The sequence below is a fragment of the Streptomyces sp. NBC_00390 genome, assembly GCF_036057275.1.
Taxonomy (GTDB): domain Bacteria; phylum Actinomycetota; class Actinomycetes; order Streptomycetales; family Streptomycetaceae; genus Streptomyces.
In genome coordinates this window covers 8376646-8398141 of record NZ_CP107945.1, presented here as the reverse complement: position 1 = coordinate 8398141, position 21496 = coordinate 8376646, and the positions used below count along the sequence as shown (strand labels likewise).

Sequence of the window (21496 nt, the reverse complement as noted above, 5' to 3'; positions counted from 1 at the left end):
CAGCGGAGGGGGTCTGGGTGCCCGGGGGAACGTACAGCGTGGAGTCGTTGTCGACCGGGGAAGTGGAGCCTCGTGAGCGCGCCGAGTTCTGGCGCGAGCACATCGCGTCCTATCAGTCCAGGATGGACTACAGATACGCACGTACGGACAACTTCCGTGGGGAGACGGTTCGCCAGCACACGGAGACCTATCAGCTCGTCCGCTTCCGGTCGGACGAGATCGAGTACACCCGGACGGCACGTCAGGTCCGGCAGGACCCGGACGAGGACTACCGGTTCCTGCTTCCGCTCAGCGGAGCGATCGTGCTGCGGCAGGATGACCAGGAGGCACGGATGACGCCGGGGACCGGGACTCTGGTCACCTTCGGATCACCCTTCGAGTGCATCCAGGAGCAGGCGAGCGATGCGTTCATCCTCACGATCCCCGCCCGCGAGGTGGACGGCCCGCTGAACCGGAAGTCGCCGCTGGCCGTCGGGCTGGATCTGAGCAAGGGCCTGGGCAACGTACTGAGCGCCATGCTGAACAGCCTGTTCAAGGAGCGCGACAGCCTCACCGACCCCCAGTTCAACGCTGTGTCCGACCGTATCGTCGAGCTGCTGTGCATGCTCGCGATCGGTGATGACCGCCCGGACGCGCCGGAGCATCTGGTCGAGGTGGAAGCCATGGTGCGCCGCTTCGTACGCGGACACGCGGCCGATCCGGAGCTGACCGGGGCGTCGATGGCACAGGCGCTGGGCTGGTCACTACGGCAGGTGCAGCTGGCACTGCAGCGGGTGGGGACCACCCCCCGGGACCTGATCAGGGAGGAGCGGCTGCGGCTCGTGCGGGACCGGCTGCAGTGCCCCGGGTTCGAGCACATGACGATCACGGATCTGGCGTACGCGTCGGGCTTCTCCTCCGCGAGCGTGCTCAGCACCGCGTTCCGGCAGCGCTTCGGGGTAAGTCCCCGGGAGATGCGGTACCGCAGCCGCTTACCTGTTGACCGCTCCGCGGACCCGGACCAAGGCTGACGGGCGTCTGTCAGCCCTGCCTTCATGCGCGTACAGCCGGAAGATCACCCGACCAGGACCTCCGTTCGACCCACATCCCCCTAGCTGCCGACCACCAGGTGGACCGGGCGGTCGCGCAGCGAGTGGAAGGGCGAGGGCCCCAGCCGACGACCGCTTCCGGCGCGGCGTACTCGACCGCCCCGGGGTACGCACCTTGATCATCCACACGAGACGAACGACATCGACGCCCCCGAGATGGGCGACCGCATGGGATCAGCACCCCGCGTGACCGCACGTCAGCTCATCGAGGTCCACGAGAAGCCGACCGTGCGGCCCACGCGCGCGGCATCAAGACCGTCGGGGATACCATCCTGCCCCTCCGCCGTGGACCTGGATGCCCTCCGAGGCGGTGAAGCGGGGTGTTCGCCGGGACGCCGGATGTGTCGGGGGCCGGACGCCGAGGGGGCGGTGTCAGGTCGTGTACTGGTATGCCGGGTAGGTCAGATACCCCGCATCGCCGCCCTGGTAGTACGTGGCCTCGTCGACGGGAGCGAGCGGCACTCCGGTGCGCAGCCTCTCGACCAGGTCGGGGTTGGAGATGAAGGCGCGGCCGAAGCTGATGAGCTCGGCCCCCAGGTCGAGCCAGTGGTCGGCCTCGTCCCGGCCGGTGTGCTTCGGTCCCATCGGGAGCACAGGGTTCATGATCAGGGTGCCCTGCCATGCGCGGCGCAGGCCGGCCAGCACCTCCTCCTCGGCGGTGGCTTCGAGGTGGATGTAGGCCAGTCCGAGGCGGGACAGTTCGGTCAGTAGCGCGGTGTAGAGCTCGGGGACGTCGGTCTCCTCGACTCCCCAGAAGGTTACGCCTGGGGACAGGCGGATTCCCGTCCTGGCCGCGCCGACGGCCTCGGCGGTTGCGGACACCGCCTCGACGGCGAAGCGGATCCGGTTGCTCACCGAGCCTCCATAGCGGTCGGTGCGCAGGTTGGCGTTGGACGAGAGGAACTGCGAGATGAGATAGCCGTTGGCGCCGTGCAGCTCCACGCCGTCGAAGCCGGCGTCGATGGCGCGGCGGGCGGCCTGGGCGTACGACTCGGCGTGCTCGGACACCTCGGCGGTGTCCAGAGCGCGCGGGATCGGCGCCGGCTGGAGCCCGGTCGGGGTGAACACCTTCCACCCTTCGGCCGCGACTGCCGAGGGACCGACCGGCTGAATACCGGTGGTGTCGGGGTGCGAAACGCGTCCGCCGTGCATGATCTGGGCGAAGATCCGTCCTCCGTTGGCGTGCACCGCATCAGTGACCGGGCGCCACGAGGAGACCTGCTCGTCGGTGTGCAGTCCCGGCGTGCCGGGGTTGGATTGCCCGACCACGCTCGGCTGCACCCCCTCGCTGACGATCAGTCCAGCCGTGGCCCGCTGCGCGTAGTAGGTCGCCATCGACGGCGTCGCCAGACCGCCCGCGGCGGCCCGGACCCGTGTCATCGGGGCCATCACCACCCGGTTGGGCAGCGACAGGTCCCCCAGCGGGTACTTGGTGAACAAGGTCGTCATGTCATGGCTCCTTCGTGATCGGCGCCGGACAACCGGGCGCGGCGGCTACGCTAGAACCTGACACTGACGTCAGAGGCAAGGGTTGTGCCTCAGCTCACAGCACAGAGGGAGACGGCGTGCGCATCGGGGAGCTGGCCTCACGGGCCGGAGTCAGCGTCCGGTCCCTGCGCTACTACGAGGAGCAGGGACTGCTCACCAGCACCCGCAGCCCCAGCGGACAGCGGCACTACACGGAACACGAGGTCGAGCGGGTCATGTTCATCCAGCGGCTGTTCGCCGCAGGACTGTCCAGCCGCACCATCACCGAACTGCTGCCGTGCGTCGATTCTCCCAGCGAGGAGAACTCCGACGCCGCGCTGGAACGCATGGCGCAGGAGCGCGACCGGCTGTCCGAGCGTATCGCCGACCTTGTACGCACCCGTGACGCCCTCGCCAGGCTGATGACCATGGCGCGGGAACATCGGGAGCGCGTGCGGTCGGCGGTCGCCGACTGATGTCTGCGGCGCGGCAGCGAAGTCCTCGGTGTCGAGCATGAGATGGAGGCCGCTGGGCAGGTCGCAGGCGGCGTGGGTGGGCATGAGTTCGTCGATTTGGAAGGTGAGGCCGAGCCGGCCGTAGATGGCGCGGGCGGCACCCATGTCGGCGACGACGACGCCAAGGGCGCTCATCCGGGGCCGGGGGGATCCACTGCCGGTCCACCCGCCACAGTCGAGGCGCGGAGGCACGGAAGGGGTTCCGTGGCCGCAAGGCTTGGAAATTAACTAAGCGACTGCTTAGTATCTAGTCGGGGCCTGCCCGTGCCGCCCCTCCCCCCTTAGGAGTCCACCGTGAGCTCTCTGTTCTCCCTCTCCGGCAAAACCGCCCTTGTGACCGGCGGTTCCCGCGGCATCGGCCTGATGATCGCCCGGGGCCTGGTCGAAGCGGGAGCCAAGGTCTACGTCAGCTCCCGCAAGGCGGAAGCCTGCGAGGAGGCCGTGCGCGGGCTTTCCGGTCCCGGCCAGGCGGTCGCGCTGCCCGCCGACCTGTCGCGCGAGGAGGAGTGCCACCGACTCGCCGAAGACATCGGCGAGCGGGAGGAGCGGCTGCACATCCTGGTGAACAACGCCGGCGCCACCTGGGGCGCGCCCCTGGACGAGTTCCCGGTCAGCGGCTGGGACAAGGTGATGGACCTCAACCTGCGCAGCCCCTTCCTGCTCACCCAAGCCCTCCTGCCGAAGCTGCGCGCCGGCGGGTCGACGGAGGACCCTGCGCGGATCATCAACGTCGGATCCATCGACGGCCTGCACGTCAGCCCGGTCTCGGCCTACTCCTACGCGGCCAGCAAGGCGGGCCTGCACCACCTGACCCGCGTGCTGGCCAAGGAGCTCGGGCCGCAGGGCATCACGGTGAACGCCATCGCGCCCGGCCCCTTCGAGTCGAAGATGATGGCCGCGACCCTGGACGCCATGGGCGAGGCGATCGCGGAGGCGGCTCCGCTGCGCCGGATCGGGCGGCCGGACGACATGGCGGGCGTCGCCGTCTATCTGGCCAGCCGTGCGGGCGCCTACGTCACCGGCGCCGTCATCCCCGTCGACGGCGGCCTCGGCACCACGGTCTGACCGGTCGGCGACAGCTCCCCTCCCCCGCACAAGCAACCCGAACCCGAGAAGAAGAGGACCATGGCCTCCCTCCTGCTCTCCCGCCGAGACCTCGACTTCCTGCTGCACGAGTGGCTCGACGTTGAATCCCTGACCGCCCGCCCCCGCTTCGCCGACCACTCACGCGAAACCTTCGATGCCGTACTGGACCTCAGCGAGACGATCGCCGCCCGGCACTTCGCCCCGCACAACAAGAAGAACGACACCCAGGAGCCGCACTTCGACGGCGAGCGGGTGCACATCATCCCCGAAGTCGAAGAGGCCCTGAAGGTCTTCGCCGGGGCCGGGCTGATCGGCGGGGGCATGGACCACGAGGTGGGCGGCATGCAGTTGCCCAGCGTGGTGGCCAACGCCTGCTTCGCCTGGTTCCAGGCAGCCAACGTGGGAACGGCCGCCTACCCCTTCCTCACCATCGGCAACGCAAACCTGCTGCTGGCCCACGGCACCCCCGGACAGATCGACACCTATGTCCGCCCGATGGTCGAGGGCCGCTTCTCCGGGACCATGTGTCTGTCGGAGCCACAGGCGGGCTCCTCGCTGGCTGATGTGCGCACCCGCGCGGAACAGGCCGACGACGGCACCTACCGCCTGTTCGGTAACAAGATGTGGATCTCGGGTGGCGACCACGAACTGACAGAGAACATCGTCCACCTGGTCCTGGCCAGGATCCCCGGCGGCCCGCCCGGAGTGAAGGGACTCTCGCTCTTCATCGTCCCCAAGGTCCTGGTGGGCTCCGACGGGACGCTCGGCGAGCGCAACGATGTCGCCCTGGCCGGCCTCAATCACAAGATGGGGTATCGAGGGACGACCAACACGCTGCTGAACTTCGGTGAGGGCGCCTTCCGGCCCGGCGGGGCCCCCGGTGCCGTCGGCTTCGTGGTCGGGGAGCCCCACCACGGACTGTCCTACATGTTCCACATGATGAACGAGGCCCGCATCGGTGTCGGACTCGGTGCCACAGCACTCGGTTACACCGGCTACCTCCACGCCCTGGACTACGCGCGCACCCGGCCCCAGGGGCGCCCGCTCATGGCCAGGGACGCCACCACCCCCCAGATCCCGATCGTCGGGCATCCCGATGTCCGGCGCATGCTCCTCGCCCAGAAGTCGTACGTCGAAGGCGCGCTGGCCCTCATCCTGTACTGCGGGCGGCTGCTGGACGACGAGCGCACCGCCACGACGGCCGACGAGCGGGCCAGGGCCGGGCTTCTGCTGGACATGCTCACCCCGATCGCCAAGAGCTGGCCCTCCCAGTGGTGCCTGGAGGCCAACAACCTTGCCATCCAGGTCCACGGCGGCTACGGCTACACCCGCGAGTACAACGTCGAACAGTTCTACCGGGACAACCGCCTCAACCCCATCCACGAGGGGACACACGGCGTCCACGGCCTCGACCTGCTGGGCCGAAAGGTCGTCATGGACGGCGGCGCGGGGCTCCGCCTGCTCATCGAGACCGTCTCCATGACGACCGCCCGCGCGGCCGCCGCGGAGAAGCAGGTAGCCGGCTTCGGACGGCAGCTGGACGCCTCCGTCGCCCGCGTCGCCGCCGTGACGCAGCGCCTGTGGGAGGCCGGGGACGCCGAGACCGCCCTCGCCAACGCCTCGGTCTACCTGGAGGCCGTGGGACACGTCGTGGTTGCCTGGATGTGGCTGGAGCAGATGCTGGCCGCCGCCGGACGCAGCGGCGCCTTCTACGAGGGCAAGCGCCGGGCGGGTCAGTACTTCTTCCGGTACGAACTGCCCAGGACGGAGGCGCAGTTCGCACTGCTGGAAAGCCTCGACCGCACCACCCTCGACATGCCCGCGGACTGCTTCTGAGCTTGCCCTACCTTCCAAGCGTGGGTCCGATCCGGTCATTCGTAAGACCGGCGACCCCAGGGGTTCTGGGTACGGCTGTGAGCTTGTCGCCGTTGGATGCTCAAGGAACTCGGCCGCCCGGAGCCCCGCGACGACTCGACCGCTCACTGGGACACGCGAATCGATCGCTGTGTAGGACAACGTCGGCGAGGTCGTCTGCGGGACCGTGTGCGACGACGAGCTGGCGAAGGTGACCCGTGCCCCCGGATCTGGGCCGGAATGGACATCGGCAAGCCGGGCCGATCACGGCGATAGCAGAAGAAGTCCATGACCACAGACTCTTCCCCGACATAGGGCACCATCTCAACCGGCGTTGGCGACGATGACCACGCGTGGCCGTTGTCTTCTCGGCTGTTGCCCTTTCGCCGGTGCAGCCCTCGGTCTCAGCGATGCGCGAGAAAGGGGAAGCGCGTTACCCCTCCATCCAAGTCCTGGTTCCCTGGCAACTCTCAGGCGTCAGGGATAGCCTGACGACATGAACGAAGAACACGACGAGCGTCCGCGCCCGCGGGCGCTCGCACCGCTCGACGAGGCGTACGTCGCCCACGCGGACGCCCTCAGCCGCCTCGCTGCCGACGCATTGCGTGACGTCCCGCTGGAGCTGCGCTCCCGCGACCGTGAGCACGGCGGCTTTCTGCGCGCTGCCCTGCACCTGCGCCACCTGTCAGATGCCCTGGTGGAGAAGGCCGTCGTCGTCGAGAAGGAACGCGGCGCCAGCTGGAGCGACATCGGCACAGCCGCAGGAATGACCAAGCAGTCCGCACACGAGAAGTGGGGCACCCTGATCGCGGACTGGACAGTGACCAACCAACGCCGCCACCCCACCAAGCTCGGCGCCGCCCACATCGCCCGCAGCATCGACGCGTGGTACGCCGAGATGCACCCGGACGAAGAGCACGCCGTCACCGCGGGGCTCACCTCGACCAAGCCCATGAGCAAAGTCGCCGAGGCCCGGTCCGCCGCCGCCCACCGAGTCGCTGCCCGGCTGCTGTACGCCCGGCTGGAAGAGCTGCAGAAGGAGAACACCCAGGCGTTCAACGCCGCATTCGCAGCCGCGGGAACCGACGGCCATGCCGCCGCCCGCCGGCGCTGGGCGAACACACACACGGCTCAGGCCGAGGTCTATGACCAACTGGCCGTCGCTGAGCCCACGATCGCCGACAAGCACCGTGCAGGCGCCGAGAAGCAGCGGGAGCTGGCTGCCTCTGTCCCCACCCCTGGACCGAGCAGGTCCACCGACGAGCAGACCGGCCAGTGAATGCCTGCTTTCGGATGCCGGGATTTGGAGGGTGCGGGAACCGCGGAGGGAAGCGGCTCGCAGTTCTTGAACTGCTCCGCACCTGATGGTCGCGGGTGGGAACCAAGGTGCCGTCCAAGACGAGCACGGTGTCCTTGCCGAACCGCCTACGTTGCTGGAGAGCGAGCGACGGCCCGAGGTGGTCAATGATGCGGTCGGCTGCTGACTCGGACACGCCGAACAGGGGCGCCAGTTGGCGCAGGGGCAGGTTCGTGCGCCAGTAGGCGGCGACCAGCAGCACTCGATCCTCCGGTGGCAGGCTCCAGGGCCGGCCCTTGCGCACTGGGGCCACGCCCTTCGCGCGGCAGCGCGGTGATGAGTTTGCTGAACTGGCGTGGGCTCGGCCCGTTGAACGGGACTGTCCAGGACGGCTCCGAAGCCGTGATCACACCAGTCACTGCGAGATGGTTGCACGGGCCTCACAAGTGGCTGGCCTGCGGTGTTCAGGAGGGGTCTCGCTGCGGTTCCACAGACTTGAGCAGGCACTCGCGGTCGTCTGCGCCAATCAGTCCATCCGGAAGGGTCTCGTCCTCCAGCAACGCGCGCAGCGCGGAGGCGTGTGCGGCGAACGCGGCCCTGCACCATTCGCGTTCCGGGTGATCGCAGTCGTCGCCGAGTAGCAGCACCTGGCGTTCGTTGTCCGCGTCGACAGGTTGAGACAGCTCTGCGGCAATGACCAGGAGGTCGACCAGGCCGGGGCGCATCGCGATGTCAGGGGCGTCTGCCAGGCGATCAGGACGGGCAAGGCAGCCGACATCGCCACGCTCGCGTGAAAGACGCTGTCCATCAAGCCCGACACCCACGATGCCCGCGAACCCAACGCGAAGCTCCGGGCCGACGGGCTCTGGTGAAGCACCGTCACGGCCAGGACCGCCACGACCAGTGGCTGCGCCGCACTCAGCGTGGCGGCCACCCCGCCGGGGAGCCGTGCGGCGGCGACGAACAGCGGCGGGAAGAACAGGCGACCACCGCCGCTAGCCGAACGGCCCTGCTGCCACAGGAGCCAGGCAGTGCGGCGGTGACGGGCTGCGGCATGGCAGGCATGCCGGCCGAGATGGCAGCGCGGCGGTGGCCAGTGCGGTGATGCGCCGTGTGAGTGAGGCTGTTTCCCGCTTCGCCCTTCGTGCGGAGGGGGCTGGGCACATGATGGTTGTGGATGAGTGCGGCGGCCTGCTGGTGGCTGCGGGACGTGATCCTGTCCTCGCAGCCGTATCACCTGTGCAGTAGCGGTCGGCATGTTGGGGGGAGCATGGAATACGCGGGAAGCATCGGTGAATTGACGGCGGGGCAGGAGACCGTTCTTGGTGAGGTGAGGAAGCACTGGGCAGCGGTCGGCGGGGCCACCGGGCCGGGCGACACAGCGGCTGCGCAGGAGGGGGTCCGGGCGGCTTACCGCGCCGTAGGACTGTCACCGCCGCGGTTCATCGTCTGGCTCGAATCCCCTTGGGCCGGTGTGATCGGGCAGGCGATCCTCCCCACCGTCATCGCCCAGGTCACCGGAGGTCTGCCTGCCCGGGTGCGTGCCCGGTTCCGTCGCCGGCTGCGCGGGCAGCTGCCTGCCGACGCCCGAGGTCTGATCTGGCCCGGGATCGACTCCCGGATCGAGGCGCAGGTGACCGATGCGGTCAAGGAGCGGGTGGACGAGGCGGTGCTTGCGCCGGAGCTGTGGCAGAGCGGTTGGCGGCGGCTGACACACCAGCACATGCAGAGCCAGGTGAACGCGCAGCGCCTCGGAGCCTTCGAGGAACTGATCCAGAACGGCGATCCGCCGGCCCGGCTCGACCTGGAGGTGCTGCCGCGCGTCCACGCCGAACTGACTGCTCAGGTGGCCGCCCAGGCAGGCGTGTGCGGCACTGCCAGGGAGGTTGCGGTCAGGCTGCCCCGGCGCTGGTGGCGCGGGACCCCCCTGGCCCACTGGAGCGTGGCGCCCCATGCGCGGGCTGACGCCATGGAACGCATCGGCGTGACCGGCATGGCCGCCGTGCACGGTGAGCAGCAGGTCGCACAGCACGCCGGATGGTGGTGGGCCTTCCGCGACTACGCGATCCTCACCCCCCGTCCCGATGCCTTCCGGCGGGATGCACAAGGGCGGCCCCACTGCCCCGACGGACCGGCGGCGGTATGGCCCGACGGCTGGGCTGTCCATGTCTGGCACGGCACGAGGGTCCCCGCTTCCCTGATCCGGGGCGACTGGGACACCGACCGGATCCTGCGGGAGCCCAATACCGAGGTGCGCCGCTGCGCGATCGAGAGAATGGGCTGGCCGGAATTCATCACCGCGGCAGGCCTTCGGCAGGTCGGGGACAGCGCGCCCGACCCGGGCAACCCGGGACAACGGCTCACCCTGTACGACCTTCCCACCGCGATCTACAACGTCCCCGTACGCGTCCTGCTGTGCACCAACGGCACACCCGAGCGCGACGGCACTCGCCGCTCCTACGGGCTCACCGTGCCCGCCCAAACCCCAGACCCTGTCAGCGCGGCAGCCGGCCTCCTCGGTCTGACCCGCGAGCAGTACCTCACTCTGTCCCGTGCCACCTGAAACGGAGAGTCCATGGCCAAGCAGCAGCCCACGCTCCAAGACGTCACCGCACTCGCCGGCGTCGACGTCCTCGAACACCTCGACCGGCAGGCGGCCATCCCTGTGTCCTCGGGCCTCCAGCGCCAGGGTGACGTCGGACTCATCCCGGTCGGCCTCATCGGTTTCGACCCGCCGCAGGGCGGCCAGCCGGTCCCCGCCACCGGAATCGCCCTGGTGACCTCAGGCGAAGGTGGCCACGTCCACCTCCTCGTGGCCGACGGCCCGGTCACCTGGACACCGATCGACACCGACGGCGCCGACGTCGGCTGCTTCACCGTCCACGAAGGTGCCACGGCCTACGTACTGCATCCCGAACACGGAGCCATGGGCCATGCCTCCGGCACCTACCTCGTGCGCCGCCAGACCGAACAGGCCCACGACAAGCGGCTCGTCATCGATTGACCGTGAGCCGCCCCGCGCTCGTCGTGGTGCCAGTGGCAGTACCGTCCCGCTTCCACAGCCCCCGAGGAGTGATCCCGTACTTCGAGCCCTTCCGACGGGCACCCTTGGCGAGTGCTGAACGGTGCAGTCCAGGTCTTCGTCGTCATGACCGTAGCTGTCCGGCACCGAACTGCGCTGGAGGGTGCCGAAGCTGATCGCCGAGCGCGCGGAGCTGGCCGCAGTTGACGCTATCTGCACCTGCGGGGCGAACACGGCCCGGCAAGGGGGCTGCTGGAACAGGCCCTCGATGTGGAGTCGTCGCGGGCGGAACCAGACCGGCTGGCGAGCGCCATGGTGCTCGCCGCGCTCGGCCGCGTCTACTACCACCAGGCAGAACTGGCGGATGCGCGCCGGGTTACCGAGCAGGCCATCGCGGCGGCGGTCGGCGAACTCGGCGAGCAGGACCACTTCGTGGGCAGGCTGCGACTCCATCTGAGCCGCGTTCTCAGGGAGTTGACCGCATTCGAGGAGGCCGAGCAGCTCGCCGTGAGGTACTGGAGCACGTGCTGCAGTCGGACGGCGAGCGGCATCCGGATACAACGGCGCGACCGTCGACCGGGCGCTCCTTGCGCCAACCCCATTCCGAGCCAAATCGAATTCAGCGCGTTCGGCAACAAGAGCTTCAGCTTCTCCCACAGCCTGGAGAACCCCGCCGGCAACGTCCGAACCGACATATAGCATCGGCGCAGAACTGCCTTGGAGGACTTGCGTGACCCGCACGACGCCACCGCGCCCTGTCGACGTCGAGGGGGTCTTCCCCGCACTCGCCGCCCACCGGCGGACCGCGACACGGCTGCACCCTCGCCCTGGTACGCCGAAGGCGGAGGAGAGTTCGGTCGCCGGGCCGCTGCTGTGGCCGGCCGACGAACCGTGGCCGGTCTGCACCGCGGTCCACCCCAAGGGCACCGGCCGCCTCCTGTCCGACGTGCACCTGCGGCGGCGCATCCAGGACGAGGCGCGAGGACGGGACTACACCGACGAGGAGCAGCTGCTCCTGGAGGGCATGACGTCCGGACTCCACGTCCCGGATCTGGGCGACGCCGCCCCGTTGCCGCTTCTGGCCGTGGCCCAGCTCTGCACACGCGACGTGCCGGACCTCGTCGGGCCCGACGGATGCGACCTGCTCCAGGTGTTCTGGTGCCCCTTCGAGGTACACGGCCCGGACCGCACGATCGACGTGGTCCTCAAGTGGCGGCGTGCAGAGGATGTCGGCACCGTACTGACGCCGCAGCCCGAACCGCCGGTTGCCGGCCGCGAGGAGTGCGTCCCGACCACGTGCGTCCTCCACCCGGAGCAGGTCGTGGAGCACGAGTACCTCGGCCTGCTGGGTGAGGACCTCCAGGAGGAGATCGCCGAGTGGGAAGAGGGCCTCCTCGACGAGGAAGACGCTGAGGACGCCTACGACTCCTCAGCACCGGCGAGCTATGCCACCTACGAGGAGTACGAAGCGGCCATGGCCGCCGCCCGCGCCGAGGAACTGGACGAGATCGACTACATGAGCGACCTCTCCATCGCTCCCGGCTGGAAAGTCGGCGGCTACGCCTCCTGGCACCTGACCGACCCCGCCCCCGTCGACTGCCCCCGGTGCGGGACCCCGATGCCGCCGCTGCTCACCGTCGACAAATGGGAGTGCGACGGCGGCTCACGGAGCTGGCTGCCTGTCGAGGAGGGCGCCGACGATGACCCGGGAGTCATCGATCCCGTCGGTGTCCATCTCGGCCGCGGCCAGATGCGCGTCCACACCTGCCCGACCGACCCAACCCACCCGCACCGTCTCAGTTTCCAGTGAGCCCCCATCAGGCCGCATGGCAGCAAACGGACGCTTGACCCCGGCCAGAAAGAGGTGGAAGGGCCCGACAGCCGCCGTCCCCGCCGAAGGTGCTCAGCCGACGTCCCGACGGCCCTGCCCACAGGCACTGTCCCGGACTCGCCCCGGGTGGGGGTCCATTACGCCCCCTCATCCGCAGGCGCCAATGTGCCCGGAAGAGATCATGCCGATGGAGGCAGGCCTGTCGTGGCATCAGTGAGAGCAGTGCCGATTTGGTCGGCGTTGTGCCCCTTGGCTTCGCGTAGATCGGCGCCGCGCAGGTCCGTGTCTTGCAGCCGAGCGTCGGCGAGCACGGCGCCACAGAAGGTTGCCTCTCGCAGATTGGCTCTGCTGAGAACGGCCCTCGTGAGAACTGAGTTGGTCAGGTCAGCCCCAGGGAGCCAAGCGTTCTCCAGGTTGACGTCTCGCAGATCAGCTTGACTGAGGTCGCAGCCGGCCAGGCGGGCGCGACTGAGGCGGGCGTTGGTGAGATCCGCGCCTCGAAGGATCGTGCGGCGGAGGTCCAGCCTGGTGGGCTCTGCCCGTGCTGGGCGTCTGCCCAGCACCGTAAGGGCAGCTTGGATCTCCTCGGCGAGGGGCTGGGGGTCCGGTGTGCCGCCCTCCGGTCGGTGCGCGTGCTGCCTTATGAATCCGGCGAGCACCGCGACAACCGTCGTATGGTCCTTCTCCGAGTCCCGCATGATCCGTTCAAGGCTGTAGATGCCGCCGAGGCGCTGGGTTGGGTGGTCAGCACTCAGCAGCTTGATGGCTTCAACGTATCGGTCCGTTACTTGACCTTCGCGAGCGAGTTCGGCCTGCTCTTGATCTCTCGCGCGCGTGTGCTGAAACGAGTGGTGCGTGTAGTACAGGCCCAGGCAGGCTATGACTCCAGCCCCGATTGCGACCAGGGTGGTCCTGAAGCCGGTGACGATCACACCGTCGGCCGGTTGGAGATCACGTGTGCGCAAGTGGCTGCCGTCGATCATCCATGGGCCGCGCCACATCAGGAGCATGTAGCCAGCCGCGACGATGACGAGGGCGGCTATCTGGAGGGTGCGCTTCATGCGGCGAATCATGTCCACGCACGCCGGAGCCAAAGCGTGGCCGAAGCCACGGTGCTCTGCGGGGGTAGTCACGCAGTTGGTCACACACAACGACGCAGGGCCGGTTACCACGGAAGGAAACCGGCCCTGACCTCCTACTACAGCATCGGGGTGGCGGGATTTGAACCCACGGCCCCTTCATCCCGAATAGTGTGCGGAAAGATCGCTGGTCAGGAGCACTTGACTCCTGCGCAGTGACCTGCGCCGAGTTTTGTAGCGGCCGATCTTGCATCACACGCCGTGCGCGCGCAGTCCGTCGGCGTCGGTGAAGCGTAACTGGGTGCCGGGATGGGGTCGTTCCTTGCGTACGCGCGGCCCTGCTGCATCTGTGCGGCGTACGCGGCTGAGCCGATTCGGGCAACCGCTCAGGCGTTCAGGGGGTTTTCGCGTCTTCGCTGAGGTGACCACCGCAGAATCCTCCGCGAAAGCCGCAGACGCCACAGACGCCACACAGTCCGCAGAGACCACAGGCACAGCATCGCCCGCAGACGCCACTGGCCTCGAGAAGCCGCCCGTCAGACTGCCCATCCGGGAGACCTGGCGGGCGTTGTACGCGCATTTTCGCCCGCACCGCTGGGTCGTCGCTCTCGGCGCCACCCTGACCCTTGTCGGCACGGTCACCGGTCTTGCCCAGCCGCTCGCCGCCAAGACACTGGTCGACCGGCTCGGCGACGATCAGTCCATCACCGGGATACTGGCGCTGCTCACCGCGCTGGTGGTGTTCGGCACCGCGATCGAGGCCGTCGGCGCGTACATCCTGGAGCGCACCGCCGAGTCCGTGGTGCTGGCCGCCCGCCGCAGCCTGATCGGGCGGCTGCTGCGGCTGCGGCTGCCGGAGGTGGAGCGGACCCAGCCCGGCGATCTGATGTCCCGGGTCACCTCCGACACCACTCTGCTGCGTGCGGTGACCACCCAATCGATCGTCTCGGCGGCGACCGGCGGGCTCGCCTTCGTCGCCACGATCGTGATGATGGGCCTGATGGACCCGGTGCTGCTCGGTGTGACGCTCGGCGTGATCGTGTTGGTCGGCGGCTGTGTCGGGCTGCTGATGCCGAAGATCGCGCAGGCGACGCAGCGCTCGCAGGAGGCGGTCGGCGAGATCTCCACCGTGCTGGAGAGGGCCTTCGGGGCCTTCCGTACGGTCAAGGCATCGGGGGCCGAGGAGCGCGAGACGGCGATCGTGTCGAGGGCGGCGCGGGAGGCGTGGCGGCACGGCATACGGTCCGCGAAGTGGCAGTCGGCGGCCTGGTCGTCGGTGGGCCTGGCCGTGCAGGTGTCGTTCCTGGCGGTGCTGGGGATCGGCGGGGCGCGGGTCGCCTCCGGCGCGATCTCCGTATCCACGCTGGTGGCCTTTCTGCTCTTCCTCTTCTATCTCATCGACCCGGTGTCGAGGCTCGTGGAGGCGGCCTCGCAGTACCAGGTGGGCTCGGCGGCGATCGCGCGGATCGTGGAAGCGGAGCGGCTGGAAACGGAGACGCTGACGACGCTGCGGGGGGAGGCGGGCACGGGTCCGGCGTCGGTGGTTTTCGAGGACGTCACCTTCCGCTACCGCGACGATCTTCCGTACGTCCATCACGGAGTCTCCTTCGAGGTTCTCGGCGCCGGGATGACGGCCTTCGTCGGCCCGTCCGGGGCCGGCAAAACGACCGTCTTCGGGCTGATCGAGCGGTTCTACGAGGCGAGTGGCGGACGGATCCTCGTCGACGGCAAGGACGTACGGGACTGGCCGCTGGCCGATCTGCGCGCCGCGATCGGCTATGTCGAGCAGGACGCTCCGGTGCTGGCGGGGACAGTGCGGGAGAACCTGGTGTTTGCCGCGCCGGACGCGAGCGAGGAACAGCTCCGGGACGTGCTCGTACGCGCCAGGCTCGACGCGGTCGTGGAGCGGCTGCCGGACGGCCTGGAGACGGTGGTCGGGCACCGCGGCTCCAAACTCTCGGGCGGCGAGCGGCAGCGGGTCGCGATCGCCCGTGCGCTGCTGCGGCGGCCACGGCTGCTCCTCCTGGACGAGGCGACCTCGCAACTGGACGCGGTCAATGAGATGGCGCTGCGCGATGTGGTCGCGGAGGTGGCCCGGGATGTGACGGTGCTGGTGGTGGCGCACCGGCTGTCGACGGTGACGCTGGCGGACCAGATCGTGGTCATGGACGCGGGGAAGGTACGGGCGGTGGGCACGCACGGCGAGCTGGTGGCAGCGGATCCGCTGTATGGGGAGCTGGCGGCGACTCAGTTCCTGGCGTCGGCCCCCTGATCGGATGCCCAACGCAGGCCAGGCCCTTGGGAACACGGCTTGAAGGCGGGGACGCCCGGGACCCGCGGTCCCGGACGCCCAGGAGCCGGCCCGGGCGGACCCGGTGCGTGCCCGCTACCCCCTGCGAAACCGCAAGTCGGCGACATTGCGCACGAACCGGCGGACCGGTCCCTTGTCACGGGTCTCCAGATAGCGCTCGTCGCCACTGGCCTTTCAGCGTCCCCTGGTTGCCGAAGCCGCGTGCCCTTGGTTCGACGGGAGGGCCTGCTGCACAGTGCGCGGCCGCAGGGCCTGCTGCCCGGGCTGGTGTGCCCGGCCCAGCGGGAGCAGAATCGGGCGGGTGGACGCGGGGGTAGCAGCAATCCTGGGCTCGACGGTCGGCGTCGCGGGGACAACGGTCGCGGCGGTTGTGGCAGCGTGGTCTACTCGCTGGCAGGTGCGGTCACAGGCTCACTTCGATCACCATCGATGGCGCCGGGAGGTTCGCCAGGCCGCGTACAGCACGCTTATCAGCGAGGCGGTAGCGGCCGAAGAAGGCTTCCAGAAGGCTTGGAGCGCATTGGGCGACGGCGGTCACGCTCCGAACCTCGACGAGGCGATGGAACAAGTGAGGGTGGCCGAGAACCTGGTGAGAGCTGCTCGGCGTGCCGCCTCCACCGTGGCGGTGGAGGGGCCCGCCGCGGTCGTAGAGGCCGCCGACACTCTGATGACAGCTCTTGGCGCGGCTCTGTCGGATCTCTACTTCTGGCACGCGGACCGCCTACGGGAAATCGAAACCGACACGTGGAAAGACAGGCACGCGACGCATGTGCTGGCAGCCAGGGCGCGGTTGAAAGAGTTCTCCGGGGCAGCGCGAGAGGCTCTCGACGACGAAACCCATTTGTCGGTCAACTGACGCGCGGTCATTGGTTCTCGTTCTGAACTGCCTGCTTCAAACCAGGCACTATCTGTTCGATCGTGGTGTAGCCGGACCCGTCAGTGAAAACCAGTCCCTTGTCCTCCTCCATCGGCTTGACCCCGTACACCTCGTACACCGTCTCGCCGTCCAAAGATACGGCGAAGTCCAGGTCCTCCACCCGGGCGAATTCGTATCGGGATGTTTCGTAAGTGAGGAATCGGGCCCGCCTGACGACCAGTCGGGCGAGCAGACGGGCCCGGATGAGGCGGCCGGTCCTCGGTTCGGACGCCGCGAATTCGCCGCGGAAGGCCAACAGGACACCAGGCGTCACCCACTCGCCCTGGTACGTGGCCCTTGAGCGGAACTGCAGGCACCGCCTCGGCGCTCGGAGGTCGACTGACAACCGCAGTGGGTACTTTTCGGGGCTGAAGCCGCATAGTTTCCCCTGGATCAGGAACGGCCCGGTCAGATCCAGCGACTGGCGAGCAGCGCCAGACCCAGAAGCAGCAGGATGACGGCGGTAAGCGCTGTGGGAACCGTCGCTGCCCGCCACCGGGCTTTTGGGATGCCGGCGACGACCTCCGGACGCAGCTTTGGAAGTGCCTCGGCCCGCATCGCGGGGTCGCCGACCATGCCGCCTTCGACGAGTACGGCAAGTGGCCCGGGTCCCGGGGGCAGCGTGGTGATGTCCTCCGCGGAGGAGACCAGGTTGAGCAGATGTGCCTGCCCGTCCTCGTCGGACAGCAGCGAGGACAGCCGAGCCAGGAAGGCCGCGTTGGCGCCCGGTGCCGTCCGGCCGGCGATCCAGCGCTCCCCCAGAAGGGCGGGGACGCCGCTGTGCTGTGCAGGCGGGGCGGGGTTCAGGGATGCCAGCGCGGTGGCGAGCCGGGCGGTGAGCTCCTTGCGCTCGGTGGTGAGTTCCGAGGGGCGGGCGGCCAGCAGGCGGTCCACCTCAGTGCTGGAACAGATACCGTCCAGGACATCGGCCAGCACCCCGCGGCCCTCCGGGTGACCGGCGACGTCGTCCAGCCAGCGGGACGCGAGCGCCAGCACCGCGGGCCGGTCCTGCCCGGCCCCCACCGTGCCCCTCGGGCCGGGGGAGCCTTCGAGGACCAGGGTGTAATAGATAAGGGTGCCCACGGAGTCGGTTCGGGTGGAGGGCACCCCGCTGATCAGTATTCGCCAGCGGCCGTTCGACGTGACGGCGAGCAGGCAGGGCCGCTCGGTGGCGGTGTACTCCGAGTATGCGTCCCACCAGCGGCTTTCTGGTGCGGGGCCGAGGAAGCCGTAGTCCAGCCTGCGCGGGGCACCCCGGGTACGAAGATAAATCTGCACGGCAGTCCCTTCGGCGGTCAGCTCAGATGGTGCAGACGGGGTCCGCTCTCCCGCCCGGCCAGGGCGGTGAGCACGTCGAAAAGCGACTGGGTGGTGCGCTGCGACTCGGCGAACAGCCTCTCGTCGCTGTCGGCGGCGCGCTTGCGACGGTCGCGTTCGCCGTTGAAGTTCAGCCACAGGTCGCGGAAAAAGCCCTCCCTCAACTCCGCGTAGCTTCGGGAGTGCAGGGCAACCGTCTGCCTTGTGGCCGTCGTCCGCTCGCTCTGCGCCCGCGCGGTGTCGACCAGTTGCCGGCACAGCAGGGCGATGAGGTCGTCCAGTCCCTTCCGGACGATCTGGCCCGGTGGCCGGACCCGGTACTTGGGCACGAGGATCTCGCCGCCGGGAGATGCCTGGGCGTGGAGCCAGCGGGCCGAGACCAGCTCCACACAGCCGAAGGTGTCGATCGGGAGGTAGCGGACCGCCGCGTGCGGGGCGGCGTCCCGGACCGTCTTGAGCACATCGCTGAACTGGTCGACCACCTTCTCCCGGAGCGCGCCCGCGTGATCCTGGAGACTGCCGCTGTCCGACAGATACGTCTCGCACTTGACCGGGCAGAACACGATCATGGCGGGCTCACCCGCCAGCTCCCGCCGGTTCTTCGCCCATCTGAGGACGGCCTGGTTGATCTGGAATACGGAGAGGTGAGAGGCGAGCAAATGCGCGTGGTCGTCACCGGCGTCCATGAGCAGCACCGAGTCGATCGGGAGGATGAGCACGGAGCTGTCGGCGAGGAACGCTTCGCATTCGTACCACTTCTGCTCGTCCTCGGTGCCTTCGCCGGCTCCCTCCAGCCATGCGCCCGGATAGTCGAGGATGTTGAACCGGATCTGCAGGCCTTGTCCCCGCGCTTCCAGCAGCAGCCGGAACCAGGAGGGATCGCTGGTACTGGGCACCAGGCCCGGCTGGAACACCCGGGCCTTGAGCGCTCCGGAGACCAGGTTGTAGGTGGAGGCCAGCCGGTGAGCGGTAGGCCGGTCCGCGGTGAGCAGGTGTACTGAGGAGTCCTGTGCCAGCAGCTGCTGGCCCTCGGTGAGCAGGCTGGCGATCAGCGTGCTCTTGCCCACGCGGCTGGGGGCAAGCAGGCCGATTTTGTAATCGAAGACCGGGCGGTCGTCCGTCACAGCTGCTCCTCCTCGATGACGCTCGAGATGTCCTGTGCAACGCGGACCACGCGTGCGAAGCGGCTGTTGGCCTCGTCGATCCCCTGAAACTCCTCCGGCCACAGGTCGTTGCGGTACGAACGGACGAACCGCCGGAATTCCGGAACCGAGGTGCCGGATCGGATCAGGGTGTCCTCGAACTGCTCCACCAGCGCGTAAATCACGGCCGCCGGAACCGCGGCTTCCTGCGACAGCGACTTCTGGATCCGGAACGCAGCCTGCTCGGCGAGACCGCTGAACAGCTCGTGCAGGTCCTCGGCGCCCTCCTCGGTCAGAGGGACCGCCACCTGCTGCATCTGCTCGCCGGTGTCCGGGTGGGTGACCTGGAGATTCAGCGGGGCGAGGTCGGGGCGTACCCGGGGGTAGAGCAGGGTGCGGTACTCCAGCCGTACGTCCAGCAGGCTGTTGACTGCGGAGGCCAGGCCCGGGCAGGGCTGGGAGGAACGGGCGAACAGTTCGGCCAGCTCGGCGAGGACATCGCGTCCGGGCCGGGCGACGGGAGAGACGGTGGTGCCGTCGGAGCCGGAGGCACTGTCCGCATGCCTGCCCTCGTCCGGTTTGAAGAGCGCCCCGCACTCGGCCTCGAGTACCGAGGCTGTACGGTCCCAGGCAGCGGTGAGCCGTGCCGTGAAGAAGTCGTCCAGCGCCGCGAACCGGCGGCTGATCTCGACCCGGATCCTGCTGAATTCCGGCCCTGCGAACGCCGCCGCATGGCCTTCGGTGATCATGCAGGTCAGCGCCTCCTCCCGCCATGCGTCAGCGCCCTTGCCGAAGCCGTCCTGGATCCATTCGAGTACGCCCTCGTAAGCCTTCTCAACGGCCTCGCTGAAGCCCGGATCCACCATTGAGCCGTGCGCCTCCGCCGCCAGCTCGGCAACCAGCCCGCGCAGCCGCCTGGCGATCGCGCTGCGCAGCTGCGCGGCCTTGGCGTCGTTGACTTCCTCCGGCACTCCGGCCCGCCGTGCCACCTGGTCGAGCGCCCGGCGCAGATCGGTGAGCTGCAGGCGGGTACGGTCACGCACGGCCGAGGCTTGGGTCCGGGTGCCGGCGAGCACCTCGGTGTCCATGACCGGAAGCCCCTCCGCCATTCGCTTCAGCAGGGGGCTGAGCAGCTCCCTGCCGACCCGCTCCGGGTCGCGCACGTCGGTCTCGAAGACGGTGAAGAAGCGGTCCGGTTCGCCCCCGTTGACATTGCGCAGCAGGTCGCCGCGGAGGTTCTCTGCGAGATGAGGCTTGTCCGGATCGACGTTGTGCACCAGGTAGGTGAATTCTCCGGTGCTACGCACGAACCCTCGTACCTCGTCGAGAAGGCTGAGTCCGGCGGTGTCCGTCTCGTCGAAGAACGAGGAGGTGTCGGAGGACCGCTTGACCACCAGCACCGCGTCAACCTCGTTGCGCAGACCCGCCACATGCCGCCGGTCGGCGTCAGCGGCCACCTCGCCCAGGCCCGGCAGGTCCACGATGCCGATCCTGGCCACGTGCTCGTGCGGGAAGGCGCACTCGATGCGGGCCTCGCGCACGGCGGCATAGGCCCGCCCCACCCGCCCGGCCGCCTTGGTGATCTCTTCATGGGTCGGATAGGCCACGAACGGCCGTACCTCCTCCAGCGGCACCGTCTTGACCCCCCCGGTCAGCAGCGGCTTGTACGACTCCAGGGCACTGTGAAGTTCACGCAGCCGGGTCAGCAGCACCCGGTCCCGGGTGTCCGGCAGAGCTTCCGGGTAGACCCAACGGCCGAATTCGGCGACCGTGCGCGGCGCGGGGGAGAGATCGAGCGCCACGTGCAACGGGGAGATCACCTCGGCGAGGAAACTCTCCGGAGTGTGCATCTCCAACTCGGCCCGCCGCACCGCAGGTGAGTGGAAGATCCGGCTGCGGACCGCGGTGACCGGGATGCCGTGACCGGTCGGGATCTGGTTGTCGTCGAGGCCTGAGATCGACTGCAGCAGGGTGCTTTTGCCCATGCGCGCCGCGCCGCTCACACCGATGTTGACTGTTGTCCGGGTGAAGCGGGAGGCGATCACTCGGAATGAGTCCGCTGCTTCCGCCACAGCCAGCCGGATCTCTGGCAGTTGAGGAAGTGTCAGGGCCGCTGCCAGATCGGCGTCCATGGTCGTGTGCACCCGCAGATCGGCGAGTGCGCCCTCCAGCTCGTCCAGGCGCTCGCCGAGCGTGCGCCAGCGCGTACTCTCACGTTCCACCTCGGGTAACTGCTGCAGCCGGGCTCGCAGTAAAGCGTCAATCACCGTCGATATTTCTGACATGTACCCCCCAATCGCACAGTGGCATTATTCGTCCCCATGCACACGGGTTCGGTACTGCCACTCCCCATCTGGCAGGCAACGTACCGGTGCGAACATGCCTCCGTCCGGCGTTCCCCGATTACCGCACGAAACAGAACAACTACACCCGGTCCAGCATCCACGCCCAGCGCTGTGGAACGGCGGGCTTCAGCCGCCCTCGCGCCCAGCCGGCCTCCTACTCGGGAGCGCCGGCAGCCAGGGAACCACCAACGTCACCATCTGCGCCGTCAGTATCTGCGTCTGCCCC

The 21496-nt window shown here is 68.7% G+C and carries 18 protein-coding genes and 2 pseudogenes; 11 read left to right on the top strand and 9 right to left on the bottom strand.

Translation table 11 applies throughout. From position 1 onward, the window contains the following. Positions 1–17: 17 nt before the first annotated feature. Positions 18–1010, top strand: coding sequence for a helix-turn-helix domain-containing protein (locus OHS70_RS37580; RefSeq protein WP_328405162.1), 993 nt, complete (start codon positions 18–20; stop codon positions 1008–1010). A gap of 450 nt (positions 1011–1460) precedes the next feature. Here OHS70_RS37580 and OHS70_RS37575 read toward each other — a convergent pair whose 3' ends face one another. Beyond that, on the bottom strand, positions 1461–2537 hold the full coding sequence (locus tag OHS70_RS37575) for an alkene reductase (protein ID WP_328405160.1): 1077 nt from the start codon (positions 2535–2537) through the stop codon (positions 1461–1463). 116 nt (positions 2538–2653) lie between these two features. Here OHS70_RS37575 and OHS70_RS37570 point away from each other — a divergent pair, with 116 nt between their 5' ends. From OHS70_RS37570 to OHS70_RS37555, 4 genes are all read left to right on the top strand, one after another. Further along, positions 2654–3031: a MerR family transcriptional regulator gene (locus tag OHS70_RS37570; RefSeq protein ID WP_328405158.1), complete on the top strand. Its 378-nt coding sequence runs from the start codon at positions 2654–2656 to the stop codon at positions 3029–3031. A gap of 333 nt (positions 3032–3364) precedes the next feature. Continuing rightward, positions 3365–4135 carry an SDR family oxidoreductase gene (locus tag OHS70_RS37565; protein WP_328405156.1) on the top strand — a complete coding sequence of 257 codons (771 nt, stop codon included), beginning with the start codon at positions 3365–3367 and terminating at the stop codon, positions 4133–4135. A 60-nt stretch (positions 4136–4195) separates the two neighbouring features. Then, positions 4196–5992 carry an acyl-CoA dehydrogenase gene (locus OHS70_RS37560; protein WP_328405154.1) on the top strand — a complete coding sequence of 599 codons (1797 nt, stop codon included), beginning with the start codon at positions 4196–4198 and terminating at the stop codon, positions 5990–5992. Positions 5993–6506: 514 nt separating this feature from the next. After that, positions 6507–7289: a hypothetical protein gene (locus OHS70_RS37555; protein ID WP_328405152.1), complete on the top strand. Its 783-nt coding sequence runs from the start codon at positions 6507–6509 to the stop codon at positions 7287–7289. A 64-nt stretch (positions 7290–7353) separates the two neighbouring features. Here the strand turns inward: OHS70_RS37555 and OHS70_RS37550 are convergent. After that, positions 7354–7726 (bottom strand): annotated as a pseudogene (locus tag OHS70_RS37550) (helix-turn-helix domain-containing protein); the annotation flags it as partial. Between the two features lie 45 nt (positions 7727–7771). Beyond that, positions 7772–8131: a hypothetical protein gene (locus tag OHS70_RS37545; protein ID WP_328405150.1), complete on the bottom strand. Its 360-nt coding sequence runs from the start codon at positions 8129–8131 to the stop codon at positions 7772–7774. A gap of 446 nt (positions 8132–8577) precedes the next feature. On the opposite strand from OHS70_RS37545, the gene OHS70_RS37540 reads away from it, so the two are divergent. From OHS70_RS37540 to OHS70_RS37525, 4 genes are all read left to right on the top strand, one after another. Continuing rightward, positions 8578–9870 carry a DUF6745 domain-containing protein gene (locus OHS70_RS37540; protein ID WP_328405148.1) on the top strand — a complete coding sequence of 431 codons (1293 nt, stop codon included), beginning with the start codon at positions 8578–8580 and terminating at the stop codon, positions 9868–9870. 12 nt (positions 9871–9882) lie between these two features. Continuing rightward, a complete protein-coding gene (locus OHS70_RS37535; RefSeq protein WP_328405146.1) occupies positions 9883–10311 on the top strand; it encodes a hypothetical protein in 429 nt (142 codons plus the stop codon). A 330-nt stretch (positions 10312–10641) separates the two neighbouring features. Further along, complete coding sequence (locus tag OHS70_RS37530; RefSeq protein ID WP_443062711.1) at positions 10642–11028, top strand: hypothetical protein; 387 nt, start codon at positions 10642–10644, stop codon at positions 11026–11028. A 31-nt stretch (positions 11029–11059) separates the two neighbouring features. After that, a complete protein-coding gene (locus OHS70_RS37525) occupies positions 11060–12139 on the top strand; it encodes a hypothetical protein (protein WP_328405144.1) in 1080 nt (359 codons plus the stop codon). A gap of 200 nt (positions 12140–12339) precedes the next feature. On the opposite strand, the gene OHS70_RS37520 is transcribed toward OHS70_RS37525, so the two are convergent. Next, complete coding sequence (locus tag OHS70_RS37520; protein WP_328405142.1) at positions 12340–13221, bottom strand: pentapeptide repeat-containing protein; 882 nt, start codon at positions 13219–13221, stop codon at positions 12340–12342. Positions 13222–13780: 559 nt separating this feature from the next. On the opposite strand from OHS70_RS37520, the gene OHS70_RS37515 reads away from it, so the two are divergent. Continuing rightward, entirely contained in the window at positions 13781–15511 is a 1731-nt protein-coding gene (locus OHS70_RS37515; protein ID WP_328406169.1) for an ABC transporter ATP-binding protein, read from the top strand. A gap of 126 nt (positions 15512–15637) precedes the next feature. On the opposite strand, the pseudogene OHS70_RS37510 reads toward OHS70_RS37515, so the two are convergent. Next, positions 15638–15724, bottom strand: a pseudogene (locus tag OHS70_RS37510) (DUF3043 domain-containing protein); the annotation flags it as partial. A gap of 127 nt (positions 15725–15851) precedes the next feature. Between OHS70_RS37510 and OHS70_RS37505 the strand changes: the two are divergent. Then, positions 15852–16406, top strand: a complete 555-nt coding sequence (locus OHS70_RS37505; protein ID WP_328405140.1) for a hypothetical protein — start codon at positions 15852–15854, stop codon at positions 16404–16406. A 7-nt stretch (positions 16407–16413) separates the two neighbouring features. Here the strand turns inward: OHS70_RS37505 and OHS70_RS37500 are convergent, their stop codons facing one another. The 4 genes from OHS70_RS37500 to OHS70_RS37485 form a co-directional block, all read right to left on the bottom strand. Then, positions 16414–16740: a hypothetical protein gene (locus tag OHS70_RS37500; RefSeq protein WP_328405138.1), complete on the bottom strand. Its 327-nt coding sequence runs from the start codon at positions 16738–16740 to the stop codon at positions 16414–16416. A gap of 134 nt (positions 16741–16874) precedes the next feature. Further along, entirely contained in the window at positions 16875–17744 is an 870-nt protein-coding gene (locus OHS70_RS37495; protein WP_328405136.1) for a hypothetical protein, read from the bottom strand. A gap of 17 nt (positions 17745–17761) precedes the next feature. Beyond that, positions 17762–18907 (bottom strand): hypothetical protein, encoded by a 1146-nt coding sequence (locus tag OHS70_RS37490; RefSeq protein ID WP_328405134.1) that lies wholly within the window; start codon positions 18905–18907, stop codon positions 17762–17764. Continuing rightward, positions 18904–21147 (bottom strand): hypothetical protein, encoded by a 2244-nt coding sequence (locus tag OHS70_RS37485; protein ID WP_328405132.1) that lies wholly within the window; start codon positions 21145–21147, stop codon positions 18904–18906. The genes OHS70_RS37490 and OHS70_RS37485 overlap by 4 nt, the downstream gene beginning before the upstream one ends. Positions 21148–21496 lie beyond the last annotated feature (349 nt).

Coding starts and splice junctions, on each gene's coding strand:
- OHS70_RS37540 (WP_328405148.1), top strand. CDS start 8,578: ATGGAATACGCGGGAAGCATCGGTGAATTGACGGCGGGGCAGGAGACC.
- OHS70_RS37555 (WP_328405152.1), top strand. CDS start 6,507: ATGAACGAAGAACACGACGAGCGTCCGCGCCCGCGGGCGCTCGCACCG.
- OHS70_RS37560 (WP_328405154.1), top strand. CDS start 4,196: ATGGCCTCCCTCCTGCTCTCCCGCCGAGACCTCGACTTCCTGCTGCAC.
- OHS70_RS37535 (WP_328405146.1), top strand. CDS start 9,883: ATGGCCAAGCAGCAGCCCACGCTCCAAGACGTCACCGCACTCGCCGGC.
- OHS70_RS37530 (WP_443062711.1), top strand. CDS start 10,642: ATGGTGCTCGCCGCGCTCGGCCGCGTCTACTACCACCAGGCAGAACTG.
- OHS70_RS37520 (WP_328405142.1), bottom strand. CDS start 13,221: ATGAAGCGCACCCTCCAGATAGCCGCCCTCGTCATCGTCGCGGCTGGC.
- OHS70_RS37575 (WP_328405160.1), bottom strand. CDS start 2,537: ATGACGACCTTGTTCACCAAGTACCCGCTGGGGGACCTGTCGCTGCCC.